This window comes from Bradyrhizobium sp. CAR08, from assembly GCF_052871955.1.
The window spans coordinates 321,387-340,943 of the sequence record NZ_JBIXJX010000007.1; the positions used below are offsets into that span (position 1 = coordinate 321,387).

The window sequence follows — 19,557 nt, forward strand, 5'->3', positions numbered from 1 at the left end:
CAAGCGACGATCCACAGGCGTAGACGCTAGTGAGTTGCAGGAGCGGGTGAACTCCGTCGTGCCCGGACTTGTCCCGGGCATCCACGTTCTTCGGAGCGACAAAGACGTGGACGGCCGGGACAAGCCCGGCCATGACGAGTGGAGAGACTGGTGCGCTGCCGCTCTCTCTGGTCGTCGCGGCCACTACACCGTCACGACAATCTTGCCGAGGTGCTTGTTGGCCTCCATGTGCTCGAACGCCTTGTCGATATCGTTGAAGGCAAACACCTTGTCGATCGGCAGCCGCAGTCTTCGCGACTCGACCGCGCCCCAGATGTCCTTCTTGACCTCGTCGAAGATCTCACGGATCTCCTCGATGGTGCGGGTGCGGAAGGTGACGCCGACATAGTCGATGCGGCGGGCCGCGTGCAGGTCGAAATTGAAATCGGCATGGGTGCCGCCGAGCCGGCCGACATTGACGATGCGACCCTTGACCTTGGTCGCCGCGAGGTTCTGGCTCGCGACCTTTCCCGAGACCTGGTCGACGATGAGGTCGACACCTTCGCCGTTCGTCGCCTTCAGCACCTCGTCGACCCATGTGGGGTCGGAGGAATTGACCGCGAGGTCGGCGCCATACTCCTTCAGCCGGCCGCGGCGATAAGCATCGGTCGAGGAGCCGATCACGAGCCTGGCGCCCTTGAGCTTCGCAATCTGCATCGCCATCAGGCCGACGCCGGAGCTGGCGCCCTGGATCAGCACGGCTTGCCCGGGCTGCACGCCGCCGATGGTGACGACGGCGTTGTGCATGGTCGCGAGTGCCACGGGCAGGGTGGCGGCTTCCTCGAAGTTCATGTTCGAGGGCGCGTGGAAAAGGCGGCCGTGATCGGCCAGCGTGTATTCGGCAAACGCCGCGCCGCCCGAGCCCATGATGCGGTCGCCGACCTTGAGGCCCTTGGCATCCGGTCCGAGCGCGGCGACCTCGCCGGCCCATTCCATGCCGAGCACGGTGCCGGCGCCGCCGGCCGCGCCATGGGCGTGGCCCTTGCGCATGCCGGTGTCGGCGCGATTGAGGCCACAGGCGCGGACCCGGACCAGCACCTGCGTGCCTTCAGGCTTTGGTTGAGCGACGTCGGAAATCGTAGCGCCACCAGGGCCGTAGACATAAGCCTTCATGAATTGCTCTCACTTCTTGCAGTGATTATTCCGCAGCCTGCGCTGTCGGATGAACGATCATGCCTTCGAGCCGGCTGCGGATGATGGCCTCCGCTTCGCGCACGATGCGGGAGATCAGTTCGACGCAGGTCGGGATGTCCTGGATCAGGCCCTGGACCTGGCCCGCCGACCAGATGCCTTCGTCCGAGTTGCCGGTCGCGTAGACCATCTTGCCGCGGGCGCCCGCGACGAGTTCGCGGATGTCCTCGAACTTGGCGCCTTCCTTCTCCATCGCGACGACCTTGGTCGAGATCTCGTTCCTGGCGACGCGGGAGGTGTTGCGCATGGTGCGGAAGATCAGCTCGGTCTCGCGCTCGTCATTGGCCACGATCTTCTCCTTGATGAGCTGATGAATGGGGCTCTCTTTGGTAGCCATGAAGCGGGTGCCCATGTTGATGCCTTCGGCGCCGAGCGCCAGTGCGGCGACGAGGCCGCGGGCGTCGGCAAAGCCGCCGGAGGCGATCATCGGGATCTTGATCTTGTTGGCGGCGGCTGGGATCAGGATCAGGCCGGGGGTGTCGTCCTCGCCGGGATGGCCGGCGCATTCGAACCCGTCGATCGAGATGGCGTCGACGCCCATGCGCTCGGCCGAGAGCCCGTGACGGACGCTGGTGCATTTGTGCACGACCTTGACGCCGTGCTTCTTGAACTCGTCGACATGCTCCTGCGGCTTGTTGCCGGCGGTTTCGACCACCTTGATGCCGCTCTCGATGATGGCGGCGCGATATTCGGCATAAGGCGGCGGCTTGATTGCGGGCAGGATGGTGAGGTTGACGCCAAACGGCTTGTCGGTGAGATCGCGGCAGCGGGCGATCTCCTTCCTGAGGTCCTCCGGTGTCGGCTGGGTCAGCGCCGTGATGAAGCCGAGCGCGCCGGCATTGGCGACGGCGGCGACCAGCTCGGCGCGCCCGACCCACTGCATGCCGCCCTGGACGATCGGGTGCTCGACTCCGACGAGCTTGGTGAACCGTGTCTGCAGCATGATCTGTTTCCCCGCTTGCGTGGCGCTCTTTTATCGGTCGATGCCGGCAGGATGCCGCCCGGGTCGGGAAAAGTCTATTGCGAGGGCGTGCGGTGGAGGCGGGGCGATCATGCGGGGAGTGGGGGGATTCCGTGAGGCGGATAATTGACGCGGGCTCGTGTCCCGGACGCGCTGCAACGCCTCTTCGCGTTGCCGCGCAGAGCCGCGACCCATGCCCAGCGAGCGCTCTGAAAGATGGGCGCCGGCTCTGCAGCGCACCGTCGAACCGGACGATGCTTCGCTCTGCCGGGGGATGCTGCGCTGCGTCCGGGGCACGGACGCACAATCTTCCGATCAATCTCGATCCGACTTGCAAACAGCAGACGCATCTTCGCATCCTCGCGGCGCATTTCGCCCGAGCTTTGCCTGATCGCATCGCCCTCGTCATGACAAGGGCGCAGGGAAGGCCGGGCGCCGGCTGGCACCCGCAAGTCCGTGCGCCAGAAGAATGCACACGGGGTGGACCACAGGTCAGCCAATCGCCCGGCCTTCCCTGCGCGGTGGTTTACGGCTTACTTCGTGCTCTCCCCGGGGAGCGATGCACTATTGCCCCCGTCGCCCCGCAGATGGCTGATGCAAGCGCCCGGTCGGGCAGCACGCATCACCACAGGACTTGACGCACAGACCCCGGGCGTCAGGACCACACGACTTCGCCGTCCGCGCACGTCCTCGCTGGGTCTTCGGGAGCTGGCGTGTGCTCGCACCCGAAGCCATGCGAAGACGCTGTCGGCGCCGTGTCGTAGGCGCAAAAGCCTGTGCTCACGGTTTCCCGCCCTGCAAGGCTCGCCGCGCCCGACGCCGTCGCGTCCATCGCTGCCCAACCCGCGGTCCGTGACGATCGCGATCCGCCCCTTGTCCCGGGTCAGGGTGTGTCGTAGGTACGCCAAATCCGAATTTCGGTAAAATGGAATATTTTGGCAGACGGGGATTGACAGGCGGCGCGCGAAATTTGTGCGGCTGTTTTGCCCGACGGGCGAACCCTGCCGGGCTATTCCGTCGACAGCCGCACCATCTGGCGGCCGCCGTTCATTTCCTTGAGGCTGTTGACGAAGTTTTCGGGGCGCTGCCAGCGGTAGGGGACCTTCAATCCCATGTACTCGGCGATGTCGCCGATGAAGCCGGTGCAATTGGTGGTCTCGGCGTTCCAGACCGGCGAGCTCGCCTGCAATTTCTTGATATAGGCAAACACGCGCTTGGCGTCGGCTTCGTTCAGATATACGCGGTAGTTCGCGGTCAGATACTCCGGGTCGAGATCGCCGTAGCTCGCGCCGGTCTCCGCCGGCACCCAGGTGAGGTGACCAAGCACATAGGCCCAGGTGTCGCCGGCGGGCGTGAGCCCTGCCACTTCGACGGCGCGCTCGCTGGTCTTGCCGTACCAGACGAAGGCGTGGCCCCAGCTCGCCGCCGTGCGGGCGCGGAAATCGACGTAGTACGGACCTTTTTCCGCGCGCGCGACCGGGCGCCGGGTCGATGGCGCCGGCCGTGATACGGTGTCGGTCGTGGCAAGCGCGTTTGCGTCAGCAACGCGCTTGTTCGCTTCGTGGGCCGAGGCCGAAGGTGTCGTACACGCGAGCATGGCCGCGAGCGCGAATCCCGCAAGGATGCAGGGTCCCGATCGATCAGGTTTGTTCGTCACGCTGTGCCCCTCGACTGTCGGCCACTCACGCAGAGTCTACGCTTGCTTCTGCGGGTATTTCGCTAACGCGTCAGTAGCGCGCTGCGACGGGGCCGGGCGCCTTGCCGATCGGAGCCTTTCCAACCGGGCTCTTGCCAATCGGCATCTTGCCGATCGGCGCCTGCTCCGAATAGACGGGAACGGGCTGGCGGCGCGGCAGATCCGCGGCATTCGCGACCGTTACCAGAGCAAGCGTAGCACCCACGACAAATACAATCTTCTTCACAGTCATACCCCTAGAAGGTTTGGTCCAAACACGGCACCGCCGTGCCCCCAGACACGCCTCACAGAAGGGCGGCCGAATGCGTCCACAGTGCGGCATCGGCGCGACATGTTGGCGGCATCTGCCGGCCGCGCGGAGATGTGATGTGTCTGAATGTTTCGGCGCGCTCTGCCCAGCCTACGCGACTCGGCCTCACCCGATCCGGTTCAGGCTGTTCCTGATCGTCGAGAAGATGCCGCCGATGTCTTTTCGCAAACCGTCGAGCGCGTTGAAACTGTCGAAGATGCGGGCGAGGCGGTCTTCGACCTCGCGTTTGCTCTTGGTCAGCGCGTCGACGCGCGAGGCGAGGGTGACGTCGCCGTTTGCCTCGATCTCGCCGACGGTTTTGGCGAGGAGGTCGTGCGTCGTGCCGACGTCCGCGATCATGGCCTCGATTCCGAACACAGGCGCCTTCAGCGGGACGAGGTCAGCCTGCGACTTCGACAGCTCTGTCTTGAAGGCGTTCAGCGTCGCCAGCGTTTCCTGTAACGCACCGAGGCGCTGGCGCGACTGGAGAACAAAATCGTTCAGCGCATTCTGGCGGTCGGCAAGCGTCTCGCCCTCGGCGTCGATCTCGACACCGGCGAGCGAGCGTTCGAGCTGGGCCCGGCGCTCGCCGAGCTCTTCGAAGTCGAGCCCGATGCCTTTCAGGATGTGGAAGCTGTCGTCGATGCGGGCCAGGCGCTGCTCGATCTCGATCTTGTTCTTCGACAGCATCTCGACGCGGGTGCCGAGCGGCGCTTCGCCGCCGGTTTCGAGCTCGTCGATGCTCTTGGCGAGGCGCTCATGACCGAGGCTCAGCTCGCCGATCAACGCATTGAGGCCGGCGTCCGACGAGCGCAGCGGCACCAGCTCAGCGTGGGACTTCGCTAGATCGTCCTTGTACTGATTCAGGGTCGCAAAGGTGTCCTGGACCGCGCCGACCCGGGACAGCAGCGTCGATACGTCGCCCGCGATGTCCTTGAGCCGGTCGGCGAGGTTGTTCTTGCGGTCGTCGGTCTCAAGGTCGTGCAGCGAGCGTTCGAGCTGGTTCTGGCGGTCGCGGATCTCGGTGAAAACCGGCTCGACCGCGCGGCGCTGCTCGGCGACCTTGCCGACCATATCGCGCAATTCCTGCTGGCGCCGGCGGATTTCGGCGAGCTGGTCGTGCATGTCGGTGGATTCGTTGCGGCCCCGCTGCAGCAGGGCGCGCTGCTCGGTCTCGCCCAGCTTGTCGTGCAGGGCGGAAACGGCCTCCCGGGGATCGCTCTCGATCAGGTGCTGGACGGTGGCGTCGAGGTGGTTCTGCAGGGCGTGGGCGACGACCACGTCCTCGCGGGTCTTCTTGAGGCGGTCGCGCAATGTGTCGAGGCGCCGGTCCTGGCGCGAGAGCCGCCAGGCGGAGGCGCCGATCAGTGCCAACGCCAAGGCCAGGATCGCGCCGGTCGCAACACGCTGCGGGACGGGCAGGCCTCCGAACCAGGCAGGCAGGTGGCCGACATCGTAACCGAGCGCCTGCTGGGCGAAGATCGCGATGGCAGTGAGCAGAACAAACCAGGCAACCAGGAAAAACAGCCACATCGTGACTTCCTCACGCCGGCACATTATCGCCATAATTGCTATTGGAGAGCGGAACCGAGATCAAGGGCAGCGGGGGCCTGCCAGAGGTTTCCGATAGCGCGATCCACTGCTGGTTGCGTCAGCCGATCGATTGAGGGGGGTGGGGAGAGCCGAGTTTCCCGCGTTGGGAGGCAGACGTTCAGCGCGCTCGTCATGCCCGGGCTTGTCCCGGGCATCCACGCCTTCGCCTCCGCACCAACAGAACGTGGATGGCCGGGACAAGCCCGGCCATGACGGAGAGAGAAGCTACAGACGAAACTCGTTGGTCAGCTCGCCGATGCCGTCGATCGCGACGGTCACAATGTTCACCGGCTCTTTCATCACGCCGACGCCGACCGAGGTGCCGACGGCAATGAGGTCGCCGGGGAGCAGGGTCATGTCGTGGGAGATCCTGCTGACCAGCTCCTGCGCGGTGAAGATCATGTCCGATATCGGATAGTTCTGTCGCTCCGCACCGTTGAGGATGGTGCGGACCACCAGCCTGACCGGATCGAGACCGGTCGCGATGACGGGGCCGAACGGGCCGTAATCGTCGATGCCTTTGGCCCGTGCCCATTGCGGGAAGGTCGGGTCGCTGGTCAGGATGTCGTTGGCGGTGATGTCGTTGACGCAGGTGTAGCCGAAGATGAAGCTGTCCGCTTCCGCCGGCGACACCCGGGCACAGGTCTTGCCGATGACGATGCCGAGCTCGCCTTCATACGTGGTCTTGCCGTCGTAATAAGAGGGACGGCGGATCACCGCGCCTGGCGTCGTAATGCTGGTGGTGGCCTTCAGGAGGTAGAGCGGCTCCGGTGGCTCGGGCTGGTTGAGCTTGGCCGCGAGTGCATGAAAATTGTTCCAGAGCGCGACGATCTTGCTGGGCACGCAGGGCGCGAGCAGTTCGACCTCCGACAGCGCCAGCGTCTTGCCGGTGGCTGCATGGCGGCCAAACATCTCGCCCTCATGGACGCTGATACCCGACGACGTTAGCGTGCCGAAGCCGGTCGCACCGCTATTCCGGAAGCGGAGCCATTGTTTGATCTCGCCAGCCATCACGCCACCGCCAGTGCGCGCGGATCTGATGGGGTCGAGATGCCGTCGTAGAGACCGGCAATGCGGGCGCGCTGGGTCACCATCGCCAGCACTGAATCGAGCGCGGGGGTGGCGACGCCGGTGAGGCGACCCATCTCCTGCACGACGGTGACGAGCGGGTCGATCTCCATCGGGCGGCCGCGCTCGAGATCCTGGAGCATCGAGGTCTTGTGCGCGCCGACCTTGCGCGCACCTTCGATGCGGCGCTCGACGTCGACGCGGAATTTGACGCCGAACGTTTCGGCGATCCCTTGCGTCTCCATCATGATCGCGCGCGACAGCGCGCGGGTGGCCGGATCGGTGCAGATCACGTCGAGCGTTGCATGGGTGAGTGCGCTGATCGGGTTGAAGCAGACATTGCCCCACAGCTTGAGCCAGATCTCGTCGCGGATGCGGTCGAGCACCGGCGCCTTCAGTCCGGCTGCGACGAAGAGATCGGCGAGGCGTTGCACGTCCGGGGTGATCTCGCCGGAGGGCTCGCCGAGCGGAAAGTTGTTGCCGTAGACGTGACGGATCACGCCGGGCGCCTCGATCTCGGTGGCGGGATAGACGATGCAACCGATGGCGCGCTCGGCGCCAATTTCGCGCCACTGCCGTCCGCCGGGGTCGATGCTCTCCAGCGTCGAATTCTCGTATTGGCCGCCGTGCTTGTAGAAGTACCAATAGGGGATGCCGTTGACGGCGGTGACGATGCGGGTGTGGGGTCCGAGCAGCGGCTGCATTGTCTCGATCACGCCGGTGATCGAGTGCGCCTTCAGCGTGATGATGATGTAGTCCTGCACACCGAGCTCGGCGGGATCGTCGGTGCAGCGCGGATGCACGGTGTGCTTCTCCTCGCCCGCGAGCAGCGTCAGGCCGCGCTCGCGCATCGCGGCAAGGTGCGCGCCGCGTGCGACCAGGCTGACGTCGGCGCCCGCGCGCGCGAGCTGAACCCCGAGATATCCGCCGATTGCGCCGGCGCCGTAGATGCAGATCTTCATGGAATCCTCGCGAAGCAGCGGAAGCCGGATTTCGGGACGAAAGATCCGGTCCGGCTCGGAAGGTCCGAGCCGGGGACGGTAGTCGCAGGGGGAAGTGAGACGCTTTAAGCTGCTTGCGGCGTGCCGTTGATCGCTTCGTCCACGAAGGAGGCGATGTCACGCATGCTGATGACCGAGACGAGGCTGTAATCGTCGATGACAGGCAGGTGCCGGATGTGATTCCGGTTCATCAGATGGCGGACGTGCTCGATCGTGTCGTTTGAGGTGCAGGATACGAGCTGCTGCACCGAGACGAGCTGCGAAACCTTGACGTTGACGGCATTGGCGCCGTGCTCGGCGACGGCGCGCACGACGTCGCGCTCGGTGAACATGCCGACCGCGGTGTTACCCTCGGAGCGGACCACGTCCTTCACCACCAGTGCGCTGATATTGTTGGCGCGCATCAGCTTGGCGGCGATACCCACCGTTTCGTTCATTCGCACCGTGACAACGCGCGGTGTCTTCTTGCGCAGAATGTCTCCGACCAGCATTGCAACCTCCCTGGGTGAATGATGCGGCAAGTGTGGTATACATAATGCCAATCGTCAAGCACTCGATTTGGCTGTTCCGAAAAATCTTGAGGCAACAATGCTGACGTTTGCCGTGAGCCAAAAAGAAAGGGGCGCATCGCTGCGCCCCTGTCTCACCGTGCAAGGAGTGTTCGTTATGCCGTCTCGGTCTTGGCGTTCCCCGTCGCGGCGTTGGCGCTCTCGGCTTCCTTGCCGAGGATGAAGGAGCGGCGCATCGGCTTGATCACGAACAGCGCCGTCAGGGCCGCCGTTGCGTTCAGCGCGACTGCGACCACGAACACGGCCTTCCAGCCATACGTGGCCGAGATCACGCTGGCGAGCGGAACGAGCAGGGACGCGGTCCCCTTCGCCGTGTAGAGCATGCCGTTGTTGGTGGTTGCGAACTTCGAGCCGAAGGTGTCGCCGCAGGTCGCCGGGAACAGCGAGTAGATCTCGCCGAACACGCCGAAATAGACCGCGGTGGCGAGCACGAAGACGACAGGGACGTGGCCATAGGCCGACAGCGTCAGCAGCATCAGCGCGGCGGTGCCGAAGGCGATGAACATGGTGTGCTCGCGGCCGATCGTGTCGGAGACGAAGCCGAAGAACGGCCGTCCGAAACCGTCGAAGATGCGGTCGAGCGAGATCGCGAACGTCAAGGCCGCCATCTGAAAGCCGGCGAGCGTGACCGGCGTGTCGGCGATCTTGAAGTCGTGTGCGATCGGGGCGATCTGCGCCGCGGTCATCAGGCCGCCGGAGGCGACCATGACGAACACGAGATACATGACCCAGAAAATAGGGGTGCGCAGCACCTGGGGCGGGGTGAAGTCGATCTTGGTCTGCGGCAGATTGAGCTGCTTCTTCTTCGGCGGGATCGAGATCCGCGGGGGCTGGATGAAGAAGGCGAGCACGAAGACGATCACGCCCTGGCCGATGCCGAAGGTGAGGAACGCGTGCTGATAGCCGCTCGTTGCGATCATGGCTGCGATCGGCACGACGGTGAGTGCAGCGCCTGCGCCGAAGCCGGCGGCAGTCGCACCGGCGGCAAGGCCCCGGCGATCGGGAAACCATTTCAGCGCGTTGCCGACGCAGGTGCCGTACACGGCGCCCGCGCCCATGCCGCCGATGATCGCGGCCGCGTAGAGCAAGGTGAGGCTATCGGCATAGGAGTTGAGAATCCACGACAGCGCGATCATGACGCCGCCGAACATGATGACGATGCGCGGGCCGTATTTGTCGACGAACCAGGCCTCGATCGGCACCAGCCAGGTTTCGGTGACGACGAAGATGGTGAAGGCGAGCTGGATCGCGGCGCGTCCCCAATGGTGCGCGTGATCGATCGGATCGACGAACAGGGTCCAGCCATATTGCAGGTTGGCGATCATCGCCATGCAGACGATGCCCATGACCAGCTGGAGCCAGCGGAAACCTGTGCGGAGAGGCGCGGCCGTGACAGCGCCATCGGTGCTGGAAATCATCAAGAACCTCCCAAGCGCCTGTCTGGTTCGACACCGGTCGCAAGATGACCTGATGTCGCAATATTGTGGCTTATCGTCGCAAGCGCGGTGGCGACCTTGGTATACCATATTCCAGATTGCAAGCCCTATCTTGGCGCGCGCCTGAAAATTTGCGGAGTTCCTTTAGGGACGGCGGGTTCACGAAAACGTCGCGCACAACGAAAACGCCCGGCCGCGAGGCCGGGCGTTTTGCGCGAGAAGCGCTTTTGGAGCGCGTCAGACGGTCGATTGCGCGACCACGACCTTGCGCCAGGGCTTGAGCACCGCGATCGCCAGCGCCGAGGCCAGGATGTTGGCGCCGGCTGCGATGATAAACACGTTGTCCCAACTGCCCGACGACTGCTGCATGTAGTTGCCGATCGGGACCAGCAGCGCGGCCGTACCCTTCGCGGTGTAGAGCAGGCCGGCATTGGTGGTCGCGAACTTGGCGCCGAACGTGTCGGTGCAGGTCGAGGGGAACAGCGAGTAGATCTCACCCCAGGCGAAGAACACGAAGCCCGAGAGCAGCACGAACCAGAGCGGATCGTGGCCCCAGAGGTAGAGCATCCAGATGCCGATACCTTCCATGCCGAAGGCGATGAACATCGTGTTCTCGCGGCCGATCATGTCGGAGATCCAGCCGAAGAACGGACGCGTCAGGCCGTTGAGCACGCGGTCGATCGTGGCCGCGAAGGTCACCGCGGTCATCGTCACCGCCATCAGCGTGACCGGCACGTTGTCGATCTTCCAGTCCGCCGCGATCGGCTTCAGGTTCGCCGTCACCATCAGGCCACCGGCGCCGACGATCACGAACATGAAGTACATCAGCCAGAAGATCGGCTGACGCAGCACCTCGGTCGGCTGGTAGTTGCGTCGGGTCTGCTGCAGATTGGCGTTCACGACCGCGTTCGGCACCTGACCTGCTTTCGGCGCGAGCAGGAAGAAGGCGAGGATGCAGATGATAATGCCTTGTCCGAGGCCGAAATAAAGGAAGGTGGTCTGGAAACCGCTGTCCTTGATCATGGCCTGGATCGGCGCGACGGTCAGCGCGGAGCCCGCACCGAAACCAGCGGCCGTGATGCCCGCGGCAAGACCGCGCTTGTCCGGAAACCACTTCAGCGCATTACCGACGCAGGTGCCGTAGACGCCGCCGGCGCCGATGCCTGCGATGATCATGCCGAGATAGTAGCCGTTGAGCGTGGTCGCCTCCGCGTTGATCGCCCAGCCGGCGGCACAGAGCACGCCGCCGACCAGCACCACGATGCGCGGACCGTATTTGTCGACGAACCATCCCTCGATCGGCACGAGCCAGGTCTCGAACAGCACGAACAGGGTAAAGGCCCATTGGATCGACGCGCGATCCCAGCCGAACTTCTTCTGGATGTCGGGGACGAAGAACGTCCAGCCGTATTGATAATTGGCGATCATTACCATCGCCGCGACGCCAACTGCCAATTGCGTCCAGCGATACGTGTCGCTAACGCGCGCGGCTGTCGGGGCGGTTGCTTGCACCATGTCCGTCATAAAGCCTCCCGTGGCGCCTCTCATTTTTCTGCGAGCGCTGGAACGGCATTCTTGTATGCATTATGCCAAGCTTCAAGCGCTGGTCCGGTCACCGTGCGCAAATGCCGCAGGACCTTGCCCGGTTGCGGCTGTGACTCAGGACAGCACAAGTAGAAATGGCCCCGTGATCCGGGGCCATTCATCAAAAGTAGTATGCGGACTGATCTAAAACCGTCTCCCGCTGCGCGCGCAGGCGCGGGCGGCTGTCCGGCCTACAGGCCAAAGCGCGGCAGGTCGCCGTTGTGATTCGAGATCTCGGCGCTCGCCATCAGGAGGCGGTCGATCGTTGCCATCAGGCGGGCGAACAGCGTGGAGGAGGGCGCGAGAGCGACGGAAGCGGTCTTGGACATCGGAAATCCCTTTCTCGAGACGGTCAGTAGTGCTGTCTCATTTCGAAAGGGAATTTATGTATACCAGATGCCAATGTCTATGCATGCCATTGCATAGCAGCATTTAGCTCTTCGCATTGCAGCATAATAATCCGTTAAATGGGCCGATTTGAGCGGGATATGCCCAAAGCCGGCCGAAACTGAACCATTTGACCGTCGATATCCAAAAACGGAGCCTTGGCAGCGGCACATGAAGCCGTTAGTGGTCTGCCCCCTCCAATCATCTGTCAGAGTGGTTCATGTCGAGCGCCTCGCCCGCCGTCTCGATCGGCATCGATTTTGGGACCAGCAACACGGTCGTGGCCCTTGCGGCGGACGATCGCCGGGTCGAGGCCATCCGCTTCGACCATGGTGAGCAGCGCCACAGCGTCTTCGTGTCAGCGCTGTGCTTCTGGGAGGACCGGCCGGGAGCCGGCGCCCAGGCTGAAGGCGGCCCGTGGGCGATCGAGCAGTTCCTGGAAGGACGCCATGTCTACCGCTTCCTCCAGTCGTTCAAGACCTTTGCCGCAAGCTCCAGCTTCAACACCACCCAGGTGTTCCGGCAGCGCTACAAGTTCGAGGATATTTTGGCGGCGTTCCTGCGGACGCTGGCGCGGCATGGCGGCGATAAATTCGGCTTCGAGACGTCCACCATTACAGTCGGTCGCCCCGTCCGCTTCGCCGGGGGCAATCCCGACGAAGCGCTGGCGATGCAGCGCTACCGGGCCGCGTTCGAGCGCCTCGGCGCCGGCCACGCCCGCTATGTCTACGAACCCGTGGGCGCGGCGTTCTCCTTCGCCCGCCGGCTGGAGCGCGATGCGACCGTGCTGGTCGCGGATTTCGGTGGCGGCACCAGCGATTTCTCGGTGATGCGGTTCTCGCGTGCCGGCGGCGCCTTGCGCGCCGAGCCGCTCGGCCATGCCGGCATCGGGATTGCGGGCGACACCTTCGACTACCGTATCGTCGATCACGTCGTCTCGCCGCGGCTGGGCAAGGGCTCGAGCTTCCGCTCGTTCGACAAGGTGCTGCCGATCCCCACCGGCCACTACACTAATCTCGCGCGCTGGCATCAGCTCGCGATGATGAAGAGCAACGGCGACCTGCGCGAACTCCGGGAGCTTGCGCGCACCGCGGTGAAGCCGGCTCTGCTCGAGGATTTCATCACCATCGTCGATCTCGACCTCGGCTTTGCGCTGTACCGCGCGGTGTCCGACGCCAAGGTCGCGCTGTCGGCCCAGGATCAGGTGGAGTTCCGCTTCAAAGGAGGCGGGGTCGATATCGGCTCGACTATCACGCGGAAGAATTTCGAAGCCTGGATTGCCGACGACATCGCGAGGCTCGGGGCCACCGTCGACAAGGTGCTGGGCGAAGCCGGCATCACCGCGCGCGAGGTCGAGAAGGTGTTTTTGACCGGCGGCACGTCTTTCGTGCCGGCCGTTCGAAAACTGTTCGCCGAGCGGTTCGGCAACGAACGGCTGATGTCGGGCGATCAGTTCGAGTCGATTGCGTACGGCCTTGCTTTGATCGGACACAGCCCGGACCCGGACCGCTGGACCGCAAGCGGCGGGCTCCAGTCGAGGGCGGGCGCGTAGCCTACGGTCACGCGGCCGCCCCTAAGTCGCGTCCGATCGCTATTGCTTGATCTCAGGCTCGACGAGCTTCGCCAGATTGCGCAGCGATTCCTGCCAGCCGAGATAACAAGCCTCCGGCGGGATGACGTCGGGGATGCCGGCCTGCGTGATATCCAGCTCGGTGCCGACGGATACTTTCTTCAGGATCACGGTGACCTGGATCTCGCCCGGCAGATTGGGGTCGTCGAACCTGTCGGTGTAACGGAGACGTTCGCCGGGGACGAGCTCGAGATATTCGCCGCCGAAGGCGTGGCTGTTGCCCGTCGTGAAGTTACGGAACGACATCTTGAACGTGCCCCTGACCTTCGGCTCGAAATGATGGACGGTGCAGGTGAAGCCATTCGGCGGAAGCCATTTTGCCAACGCATCCGCCTCCAGGAAGGCGCGATAGACTTTCTCCGGGCTGGTCGTGAGAACGCGGTGCAGGCGGACAGTGCTGGGCATGATCATTCTTCCTCATGAATCGCCGGGCTCGACGTGGGCGTCTACTGCCCGTTCATGTCCAGATGACGAAGGAGATGCTGCCGATCCGACGCGGCGTCTCGATTTTTTTTGATGGATCCACGCATGGGGCGCTCGGCAGCCTTCGAGAGCAGCTCGCCGGGGGGCGAAAGATGAGCGCTGAATAGCGCGCGTCCTGCACCTACCGCCGGGCTCCCGAGCCGTTAAATTCCGTCAAGCCTTGCAAATGGCGAGGATGAGGTATACGTTGAGGCTGTTCGTTCAGCCGCTGTGCCTTGTTGAATGCGCCCGCGGGCTCCTTTTCCATAGACATCGACGAATAGAATTTGTTCTGCGTGACGATCACGCGGAACCTGCGCGTATGCGCTTTGGAGAAGAAAATGACGACAGGTACTGTAAAGTGGTTTAACGGCCAGAAGGGCTTTGGATTCATTCAGCCGAACGACGGCGGCAACGATGTGTTCGTTCACATCAGCGCGGTCGAGCGGGCTGGTCTTGCAGGTCTCGCTGAAGGCCAAAAGGTCAACTTCGAACTCAAGACCGACAAGATGCGGGGCAAGGTCAGCGCTGAGAATCTCTCGCTGGCCTAAAGCCTTGGTGCCGTTTCACGGATGTACTGAAACGGCCATGCCACCCGCTCGATCCCAGGATTGAGCGGGTTTTTGTCCGTTGCAGAGCAGGGTGAATAATGAGCGCCAAGAGACCGGCCGAACCGTCACCCGAAAGCATCGCGCGTTCTAACCGTCAGCGTTTGGCCGCTGAGGAAGGCGCGCGGGCGATGGTGGACGTTGGAAAGCAAGCCGTCGATGTTCGCAAGAACATGGCGCGGCTTCGAGAGCTGCGCCAGGCCAAGGAAGCGGCAGACGCCGCCCTTCAGGCGTCGCTGCCGCCGCCCGTCCCGACGAAGCGCAAGAAGAAGGTGACGCCATAACTGGCTTCCATTGCGCCGAGGACAATTTGGAGAGGGCCGATCACATGCCAAAGAGTGCGGGTCGTGCCTAGAATAAAGTCGGATGGCGGTGGCACCATCACCTTCTTTCTCGCGCTTGGCGCGGGACGACAGATGTGCCGTCTTGCGACGACGTTCCTGACGCAGAAGCAGGCTTTCAGTTATCTTCGCAAGAACCGGACCGAGTTCGAGCGCATGGCGCGGGCGCAGCTCGCTTCTGGTGCAGTCGAAGACGGAATCGTCGTGCTCTCGATGCTGTAGACCAGGCGGATTTCGGCGCCCCGCCTTTAGCGGAATTCGCGGTCGGAGTCTGGGATCGTCGTGCCTATTCGGAGCCGCTTCCCGGCTTCGCCTCCCGGGCCAATCGCTCCGCTTTCAGCCGTTCGCGATTCTCGTTGAAGGAGTTCTGGTCCTTCGCATAGTCATTGATCGGCTTCTGCGTTGTCGCAGGCTTGAACGCCTTGTTGGCTTCACGCTTGGCGCGATCAGAGGATTGATCTTTCGACATTTAAGCCCTCAATTTGATCAACGAGCGTGGTCCTGGCGAGTGCCGGACGCGACGCCACCCGTGCCCGAACTGAAAGGCCGACTTGCCATCCTCGGAAGCGAAGGCGATCAGTTCTTCAGCGTGGGGCAGGGTCTTTGCGAGGCGTGCTGCACTCGCCGTGGAGATGGCATGCTGGCATTTCCGGCATGCTCGCATTTCCGGGAGCACACCGGTCGAGGGAGCAACGGCCGGCCACCGCATCTGTTCCTCGCGAACCAATCTTTAATCCAGCCTTGGCGGCGCGGCAAGCGCGCCGATCGTGCGATGCAGCCTTTGCGCGCCAACAAAAAGGCCGCCGAAGCCGGCGGCCTTTCGCGTCGTGAGATAAGCCCGCTTATTCGGCGGCCTGCTTCTGCGGTGGATCGAGCGCGCCGGACTTGTGGATATCGGCGACCTGATGGTCCGAGAAGCCCAGCACGGTGCGCAGGATCTCGTCGGTGTGCTCGCCGAGCAGCGGGGATCGCTCCACCTCGCTCGGGGAGTCCGACAGCTTGATCGGGTTGCCGACGGAGATGTACTTGCCGCGGGTGGGGTGGTCGACCTCGACCACGGTGCCGGTCGCGCGCAGCGACTGGTCCTCGGCGATCTCCTTCATCGACAGGATCGGGCCGCAGGGAATGTCGTCCTTGTTGAGGATTTCCATCGCCTCGAACTTCGTCTTCGTCATCGTCCATTGTTCGATGCGGCCGAAGATCTCATTCAGGCGCGGCAGGCGGACGGCCGGCTTGGCGTAGTTCGGATCGGTCTTCCAGGAGGGCTCACCGATCACGTCGCAGATCTTCTCCCAGACCGGGGCCTGGGTGATGAAGTAGATATAGGCGTTGGGATCGGTCTCCCAGCCCTTGCACTTCAGGATGCGGCCGGGCTGGCCGCCGCCGGAATCGTTGCCGGCACGCGGCACGGCATCGCCGAACGGAATGCCTTCGCCGAACTGGCTGTATTCCTTGAGCGGACCATGGGCGAGGCGCTGCTGGTCGCGCAGCTTGACGCGCGCGAGATTGAGCACGCCGTCCTGCATCGCGGCGGTGACGCGCTGGCCCTTGCCGGAATGGGTGCGCTGATAGAGTGCGGTGACGATGCCGAGCGCCAGATGCAGACCGGTGCCGCTGTCGCCGATCTGCGCGCCGGTCACGAGGGGCAAGCCGTCGCGGAAGCCCGTGGTGGAGGCGGCGCCGCCGGTGCACTGGGCGACGTTCTCATAAACCTTGCAGTCCTCGTATGGTCCGGGACCAAAGCCCTTAATAGAGGCGACGATCATCTTCGGGTTGATCGCCTGGATCTTCTCCCAGGGGAAGCCCATGCGGTCGAGCACGCCGGGGCCGAAATTCTCGACCAGCACGTCGCACTTCTTGATGAGCTCGGTGAGGACTTCCTTGCCCTTGGGGTTCTTGGTGTCGAGCGTGATCGAGCGCTTGTTGTGGTTGAGCATGGTGAAATACAGGCTGTCCACATTCGGGATGTCCTGCAGCTGGCCGCGGGTGATGTCACCCACGCCCGGGCGCTCCACCTTGATCACGTCGGCGCCGAACCATGCGAGCAACTGCGTGCAGGTCGGCCCGGACTGGACGTGGGTGAAGTCGAGAATGCGAACGCCCTCGAGCGCTTTTGTCATCGTGTTGCTCCGTACTCTGATCTACCCCTGCACCCGCAGGGACCTTGTGGGTTGAAGGGGATGCTTACTTCTTCTTCTGCAGAACGCTCTGCGGATTGAGATTGCCGATGCGGCCGCTCTCGGAACCGGCGGCCGGATCGATCACGGCGTTGATGAGCGTCGGCTTGCCCGAAGCCATGGCTTCGTTGACGGCGCGCTTGAGCTCGTCCGGCGAAGTCGCGTTGACGCCGACGCCGCCGAAGGCCTCCATCATCTTGTCGTAGCGGGCGCCCTTGACGAACACCGTCGTCGCCGGATCGGCGTTGGCGCCGTTGACGTCGGTGCCGCGATAGATGCCGTCATTGTTGAAGATGACGACGCAGATCGGCAAATTGTAGCGGCAGATGGTCTCCACTTCCATGCCGGAGAAGCCGAACGCCGAGTCGCCTTCGACCGCGAGCACGGGATGGCCAGTCTCGAGAGCCGCCGCGATTGCCTGGCCCATGCCGATGCCCATCACGCCCCAGGTGCCGACGTCGAGACGCTTGCGTGGGCGATACATGTCGATGACACCGCGGGCGAGGTCGAGCGTGTTGGCGCCCTCGTTGACGAGGATCGCCTCGGGATGATCCTTGATGACGTTCTTCAGCACGCCGAGCGCGCCGTGATAGTCCATCGGCGATTTGTTGTTCATGAGCTTCGGCGCCATCTTGGCGACGTTCTCTTCGCGCTTGGTCGAAATCGCCTTGGTCCATTCGGCGGGCGGGGCGGTCCAGCCCGAAGCCATCGCCTGATTGAAGGCGGAGACGACCGAGCCGATGTCGCCGACGACCGGCGCGACGATCTCGACGTTGGAGTCCATTTCCCTGGGTTCGATGTCGACCTGGATGAACTTCTTGGGCGCTTCGCCCCAGTTCTTGCCCTTACCGTGCGAGAGCAGCCAGTTCAGCCGGGCGCCGATCAGCAGCACGACGTCGGATTCCTTCAGCACCGTCGAGCGGGCGGCGCCTGCGCACTGCGGATGGGTGTCGGAGAGGAGGCCCTTGGCCATGCTCATCGGCAGGAAGGGAATGCCGCTCTTCTCGACGAAGGTTTTGATCTCCTCGTCGGCCTGCGCGTAGGCCGCGCCCTTGCCGAGGATGATGAGAGGGCGCTTTGCGCTCTTCAGAACATCAAGCGCGCGCTTGATCGAAGCGGGCGAGGGGATCTGCGCGGGAGCCGCGTCGATTACCTTGACCAGCGACTTCTGGCCGGCATCGGCGTTCATCACCTGGCCGAACAGCTTTGCCGGCAGGTCGAGATAGACGCCGCCCGGACGGCCGGAGACGGCGGCACGGATGGCACGGGCAAGACCAATGCCGATGTCCTGGGCGTGCAGCACACGGTAGGCTGCCTTGCACAGCGGCTTGGCGATCGCGAGCTGGTCCATCTCTTCATAGTCGCCCTGCTGGAGGTCGACGATCTCGCGCTCGGAGGAGCCCGAGATCAGGATCATCGGGTAGCAGTTGGTGGTGGCGTGGGCGAGCGCGGTGAGACCGTTGAGGAAGCCGGGCGCGGAGACGGTGAGGCAGATGCCGGGCTTCTTGGTGAGGTAGCCGGCGATGCCCGCCGCATAACCGGCGTTCTGCTCGTGGCGGAACGAAATCATGCGAATACCGGCCGCCTGCGCCATGCGGCCCAAATCCGTGATCGGGATGCCCGGCACATTATAGATGGTGTTGATGCCGTTCAGCTTGAGCGCGTCAATGACGAGATGAAAACCATCCGTCAATTCCTGCTCGGTGCCCGGTGCTTCGGACTTGGTCGCGGTATTCAGCATGGGCCTTGTCTCCCTGGTCTCAAGATGCCGTTTCAGGCTTTTGGGGGCGATGCCTCGCCCTTTGGTGAACGTTGCCGGCTAGAAGAGTTCCTGACCATGCGCTTCGACGTAAGCGGCAAGGCCAAGGGTGTGATCGCGGGCGCGCTTCTCGGCGAGCTCGGTATCGCGCGCCTCCAGGGCTTCGATCATGCCGAGATGCTCGGGAAGCGACGTCGCGGTGCGGTCCTTGCGTCCGATGGTCAATTGCCGATAGCCACGCACATGCAGCAGCAAGTCGTTGGTGAGATCGACCAGCACCGGTGATTCCGACAGCGAGATCAGCGCCTGGTGGAAGGCGATGTTGGCGCGCGAATATTCCTCGACGTGATCCTCGGGCAGGCGATCCTTGCCAAATTCCTTGAAGTAGTCGCGCAGCGCCGTGATGTCTTTCTTGCGCGCTGTGGCGGTGATGAGGCGAGCCGCCATGCTCTCCAGCGCCGCCCAGGCGCGGATCATGTCGACGATCTCGCTCTTGGTCCTTCGGACCACCATGATGCCGCGGCGAGGAACCGTCTTCACGAAACCGTCTTGCTCTAGCATCGCGATGGCTTCGCGGATCGGCGTGCGGCTCACGCCGAGGCGCTCGGACAACGCGCGCTCGTCGAGCATGACGGGTTCGGGCGTCGAGTAGATGTCCATCTTGAGGATGGCTTCCTTCAAGGCGTCATACGCCTTGTTCTTGAAGCTCGACTCCGGGGCAATACGAACGATTGCGATATCTGCCTCGGCCATGTTCGGCAACGCC

The 19,557-nt window shown here is 63.6% G+C and carries 20 protein-coding genes; 4 read left to right on the forward strand and 16 right to left on the reverse strand.

Features of this window, described 5'->3' with window-relative positions; genetic code table 11:
• Positions 1-183 precede the first annotated feature (183 nt).
• From ACIPUD_RS17405 to ACIPUD_RS17455, 11 genes are all read right to left on the reverse strand, one after another.
• The gene (locus tag ACIPUD_RS17405) at positions 184-1,152 is read right to left on the reverse strand and encodes a zinc-binding dehydrogenase (protein ID WP_204510718.1); all 969 of its coding nucleotides are present in this window, start codon (positions 1,150-1,152) and stop codon (positions 184-186) included.
• 25 nt (positions 1,153-1,177) lie between these two features.
• A complete protein-coding gene (locus ACIPUD_RS17410) occupies positions 1,178-2,173 on the reverse strand; it encodes an NAD(P)H-dependent flavin oxidoreductase (protein ID WP_247370872.1) in 996 nt (331 codons plus the stop codon).
• Positions 2,174-3,200: 1,027 nt separating this feature from the next.
• A complete protein-coding gene (locus tag ACIPUD_RS17415) occupies positions 3,201-3,848 on the reverse strand; it encodes a hypothetical protein (protein ID WP_085352311.1) in 648 nt (215 codons plus the stop codon).
• A gap of 70 nt (positions 3,849-3,918) precedes the next feature.
• A complete protein-coding gene (locus tag ACIPUD_RS17420; RefSeq protein ID WP_007608336.1) occupies positions 3,919-4,119 on the reverse strand; it encodes a hypothetical protein in 201 nt (66 codons plus the stop codon).
• A gap of 183 nt (positions 4,120-4,302) precedes the next feature.
• Entirely contained in the window at positions 4,303-5,709 is a 1,407-nt protein-coding gene (locus ACIPUD_RS17425; protein ID WP_446481216.1) for a hypothetical protein, read from the reverse strand.
• A 285-nt stretch (positions 5,710-5,994) separates the two neighbouring features.
• Positions 5,995-6,780, reverse strand: a complete 786-nt coding sequence (locus tag ACIPUD_RS17430; protein WP_018458571.1) for a fumarylacetoacetate hydrolase family protein — start codon at positions 6,778-6,780, stop codon at positions 5,995-5,997.
• Positions 6,780-7,799, reverse strand: coding sequence for a 2-dehydropantoate 2-reductase (locus tag ACIPUD_RS17435; protein WP_085352314.1), 1,020 nt, complete (start codon positions 7,797-7,799; stop codon positions 6,780-6,782). Before ACIPUD_RS17435 ends, ACIPUD_RS17430 begins: the two co-directional genes overlap by 1 nt.
• A gap of 104 nt (positions 7,800-7,903) precedes the next feature.
• Positions 7,904-8,329 carry a CBS domain-containing protein gene (locus ACIPUD_RS17440; protein WP_018458573.1) on the reverse strand — a complete coding sequence of 142 codons (426 nt, stop codon included), beginning with the start codon at positions 8,327-8,329 and terminating at the stop codon, positions 7,904-7,906.
• Positions 8,330-8,502: 173 nt separating this feature from the next.
• Positions 8,503-9,825 carry an oxalate/formate MFS antiporter gene (gene oxlT, locus ACIPUD_RS17445; RefSeq protein ID WP_018458574.1) on the reverse strand — a complete coding sequence of 441 codons (1,323 nt, stop codon included), beginning with the start codon at positions 9,823-9,825 and terminating at the stop codon, positions 8,503-8,505.
• Between the two features lie 255 nt (positions 9,826-10,080).
• Entirely contained in the window at positions 10,081-11,367 is a 1,287-nt protein-coding gene (gene oxlT, locus ACIPUD_RS17450) for an oxalate/formate MFS antiporter (RefSeq protein ID WP_026233613.1), read from the reverse strand.
• Between the two features lie 251 nt (positions 11,368-11,618).
• Positions 11,619-11,756, reverse strand: a complete 138-nt coding sequence (locus ACIPUD_RS17455; RefSeq protein WP_018458576.1) for a hypothetical protein — start codon at positions 11,754-11,756, stop codon at positions 11,619-11,621.
• Between the two features lie 278 nt (positions 11,757-12,034).
• Here ACIPUD_RS17455 and ACIPUD_RS17460 point away from each other — a divergent pair, with 278 nt between their 5' ends.
• Positions 12,035-13,366 carry an Hsp70 family protein gene (locus ACIPUD_RS17460; RefSeq protein WP_018458577.1) on the forward strand — a complete coding sequence of 444 codons (1,332 nt, stop codon included), beginning with the start codon at positions 12,035-12,037 and terminating at the stop codon, positions 13,364-13,366.
• A gap of 39 nt (positions 13,367-13,405) precedes the next feature.
• Here ACIPUD_RS17460 and ACIPUD_RS17465 read toward each other — a convergent pair whose 3' ends face one another.
• A complete protein-coding gene (locus ACIPUD_RS17465; RefSeq protein WP_026233614.1) occupies positions 13,406-13,849 on the reverse strand; it encodes an SRPBCC family protein in 444 nt (147 codons plus the stop codon).
• A gap of 398 nt (positions 13,850-14,247) precedes the next feature.
• Here ACIPUD_RS17465 and ACIPUD_RS17470 point away from each other — a divergent pair, with 398 nt between their 5' ends.
• The 3 genes from ACIPUD_RS17470 to ACIPUD_RS17480 all read left to right on the forward strand — a co-directional run bounded on the left by ACIPUD_RS17470 (position 14,248) and on the right by ACIPUD_RS17480 (position 15,077).
• The gene (locus ACIPUD_RS17470) at positions 14,248-14,457 is read left to right on the forward strand and encodes a cold-shock protein (protein ID WP_007593324.1); all 210 of its coding nucleotides are present in this window, start codon (positions 14,248-14,250) and stop codon (positions 14,455-14,457) included.
• A gap of 98 nt (positions 14,458-14,555) precedes the next feature.
• A complete protein-coding gene (locus ACIPUD_RS17475; protein WP_026233615.1) occupies positions 14,556-14,798 on the forward strand; it encodes a hypothetical protein in 243 nt (80 codons plus the stop codon).
• Positions 14,799-14,852: 54 nt separating this feature from the next.
• Complete coding sequence (locus ACIPUD_RS17480; protein WP_026233616.1) at positions 14,853-15,077, forward strand: hypothetical protein; 225 nt, start codon at positions 14,853-14,855, stop codon at positions 15,075-15,077.
• A gap of 64 nt (positions 15,078-15,141) precedes the next feature.
• On the opposite strand, the gene ACIPUD_RS17485 is transcribed toward ACIPUD_RS17480, so the two are convergent.
• The 4 genes from ACIPUD_RS17485 to ACIPUD_RS17500 all read right to left on the reverse strand — a co-directional run bounded on the left by ACIPUD_RS17485 (position 15,142) and on the right by ACIPUD_RS17500 (position 19,544).
• A complete protein-coding gene (locus ACIPUD_RS17485) occupies positions 15,142-15,324 on the reverse strand; it encodes a hypothetical protein (protein ID WP_007608360.1) in 183 nt (60 codons plus the stop codon).
• A 373-nt stretch (positions 15,325-15,697) separates the two neighbouring features.
• Positions 15,698-16,975, reverse strand: a complete 1,278-nt coding sequence (gene frc, locus ACIPUD_RS17490; RefSeq protein WP_018458582.1) for a formyl-CoA transferase — start codon at positions 16,973-16,975, stop codon at positions 15,698-15,700.
• Positions 16,976-17,039: 64 nt separating this feature from the next.
• Positions 17,040-18,773, reverse strand: coding sequence for an oxalyl-CoA decarboxylase (gene oxc, locus ACIPUD_RS17495; RefSeq protein WP_007608367.1), 1,734 nt, complete (start codon positions 18,771-18,773; stop codon positions 17,040-17,042).
• A gap of 78 nt (positions 18,774-18,851) precedes the next feature.
• Positions 18,852-19,544 carry a GntR family transcriptional regulator gene (locus ACIPUD_RS17500; RefSeq protein ID WP_162496371.1) on the reverse strand — a complete coding sequence of 231 codons (693 nt, stop codon included), beginning with the start codon at positions 19,542-19,544 and terminating at the stop codon, positions 18,852-18,854.
• Positions 19,545-19,557 lie beyond the last annotated feature (13 nt).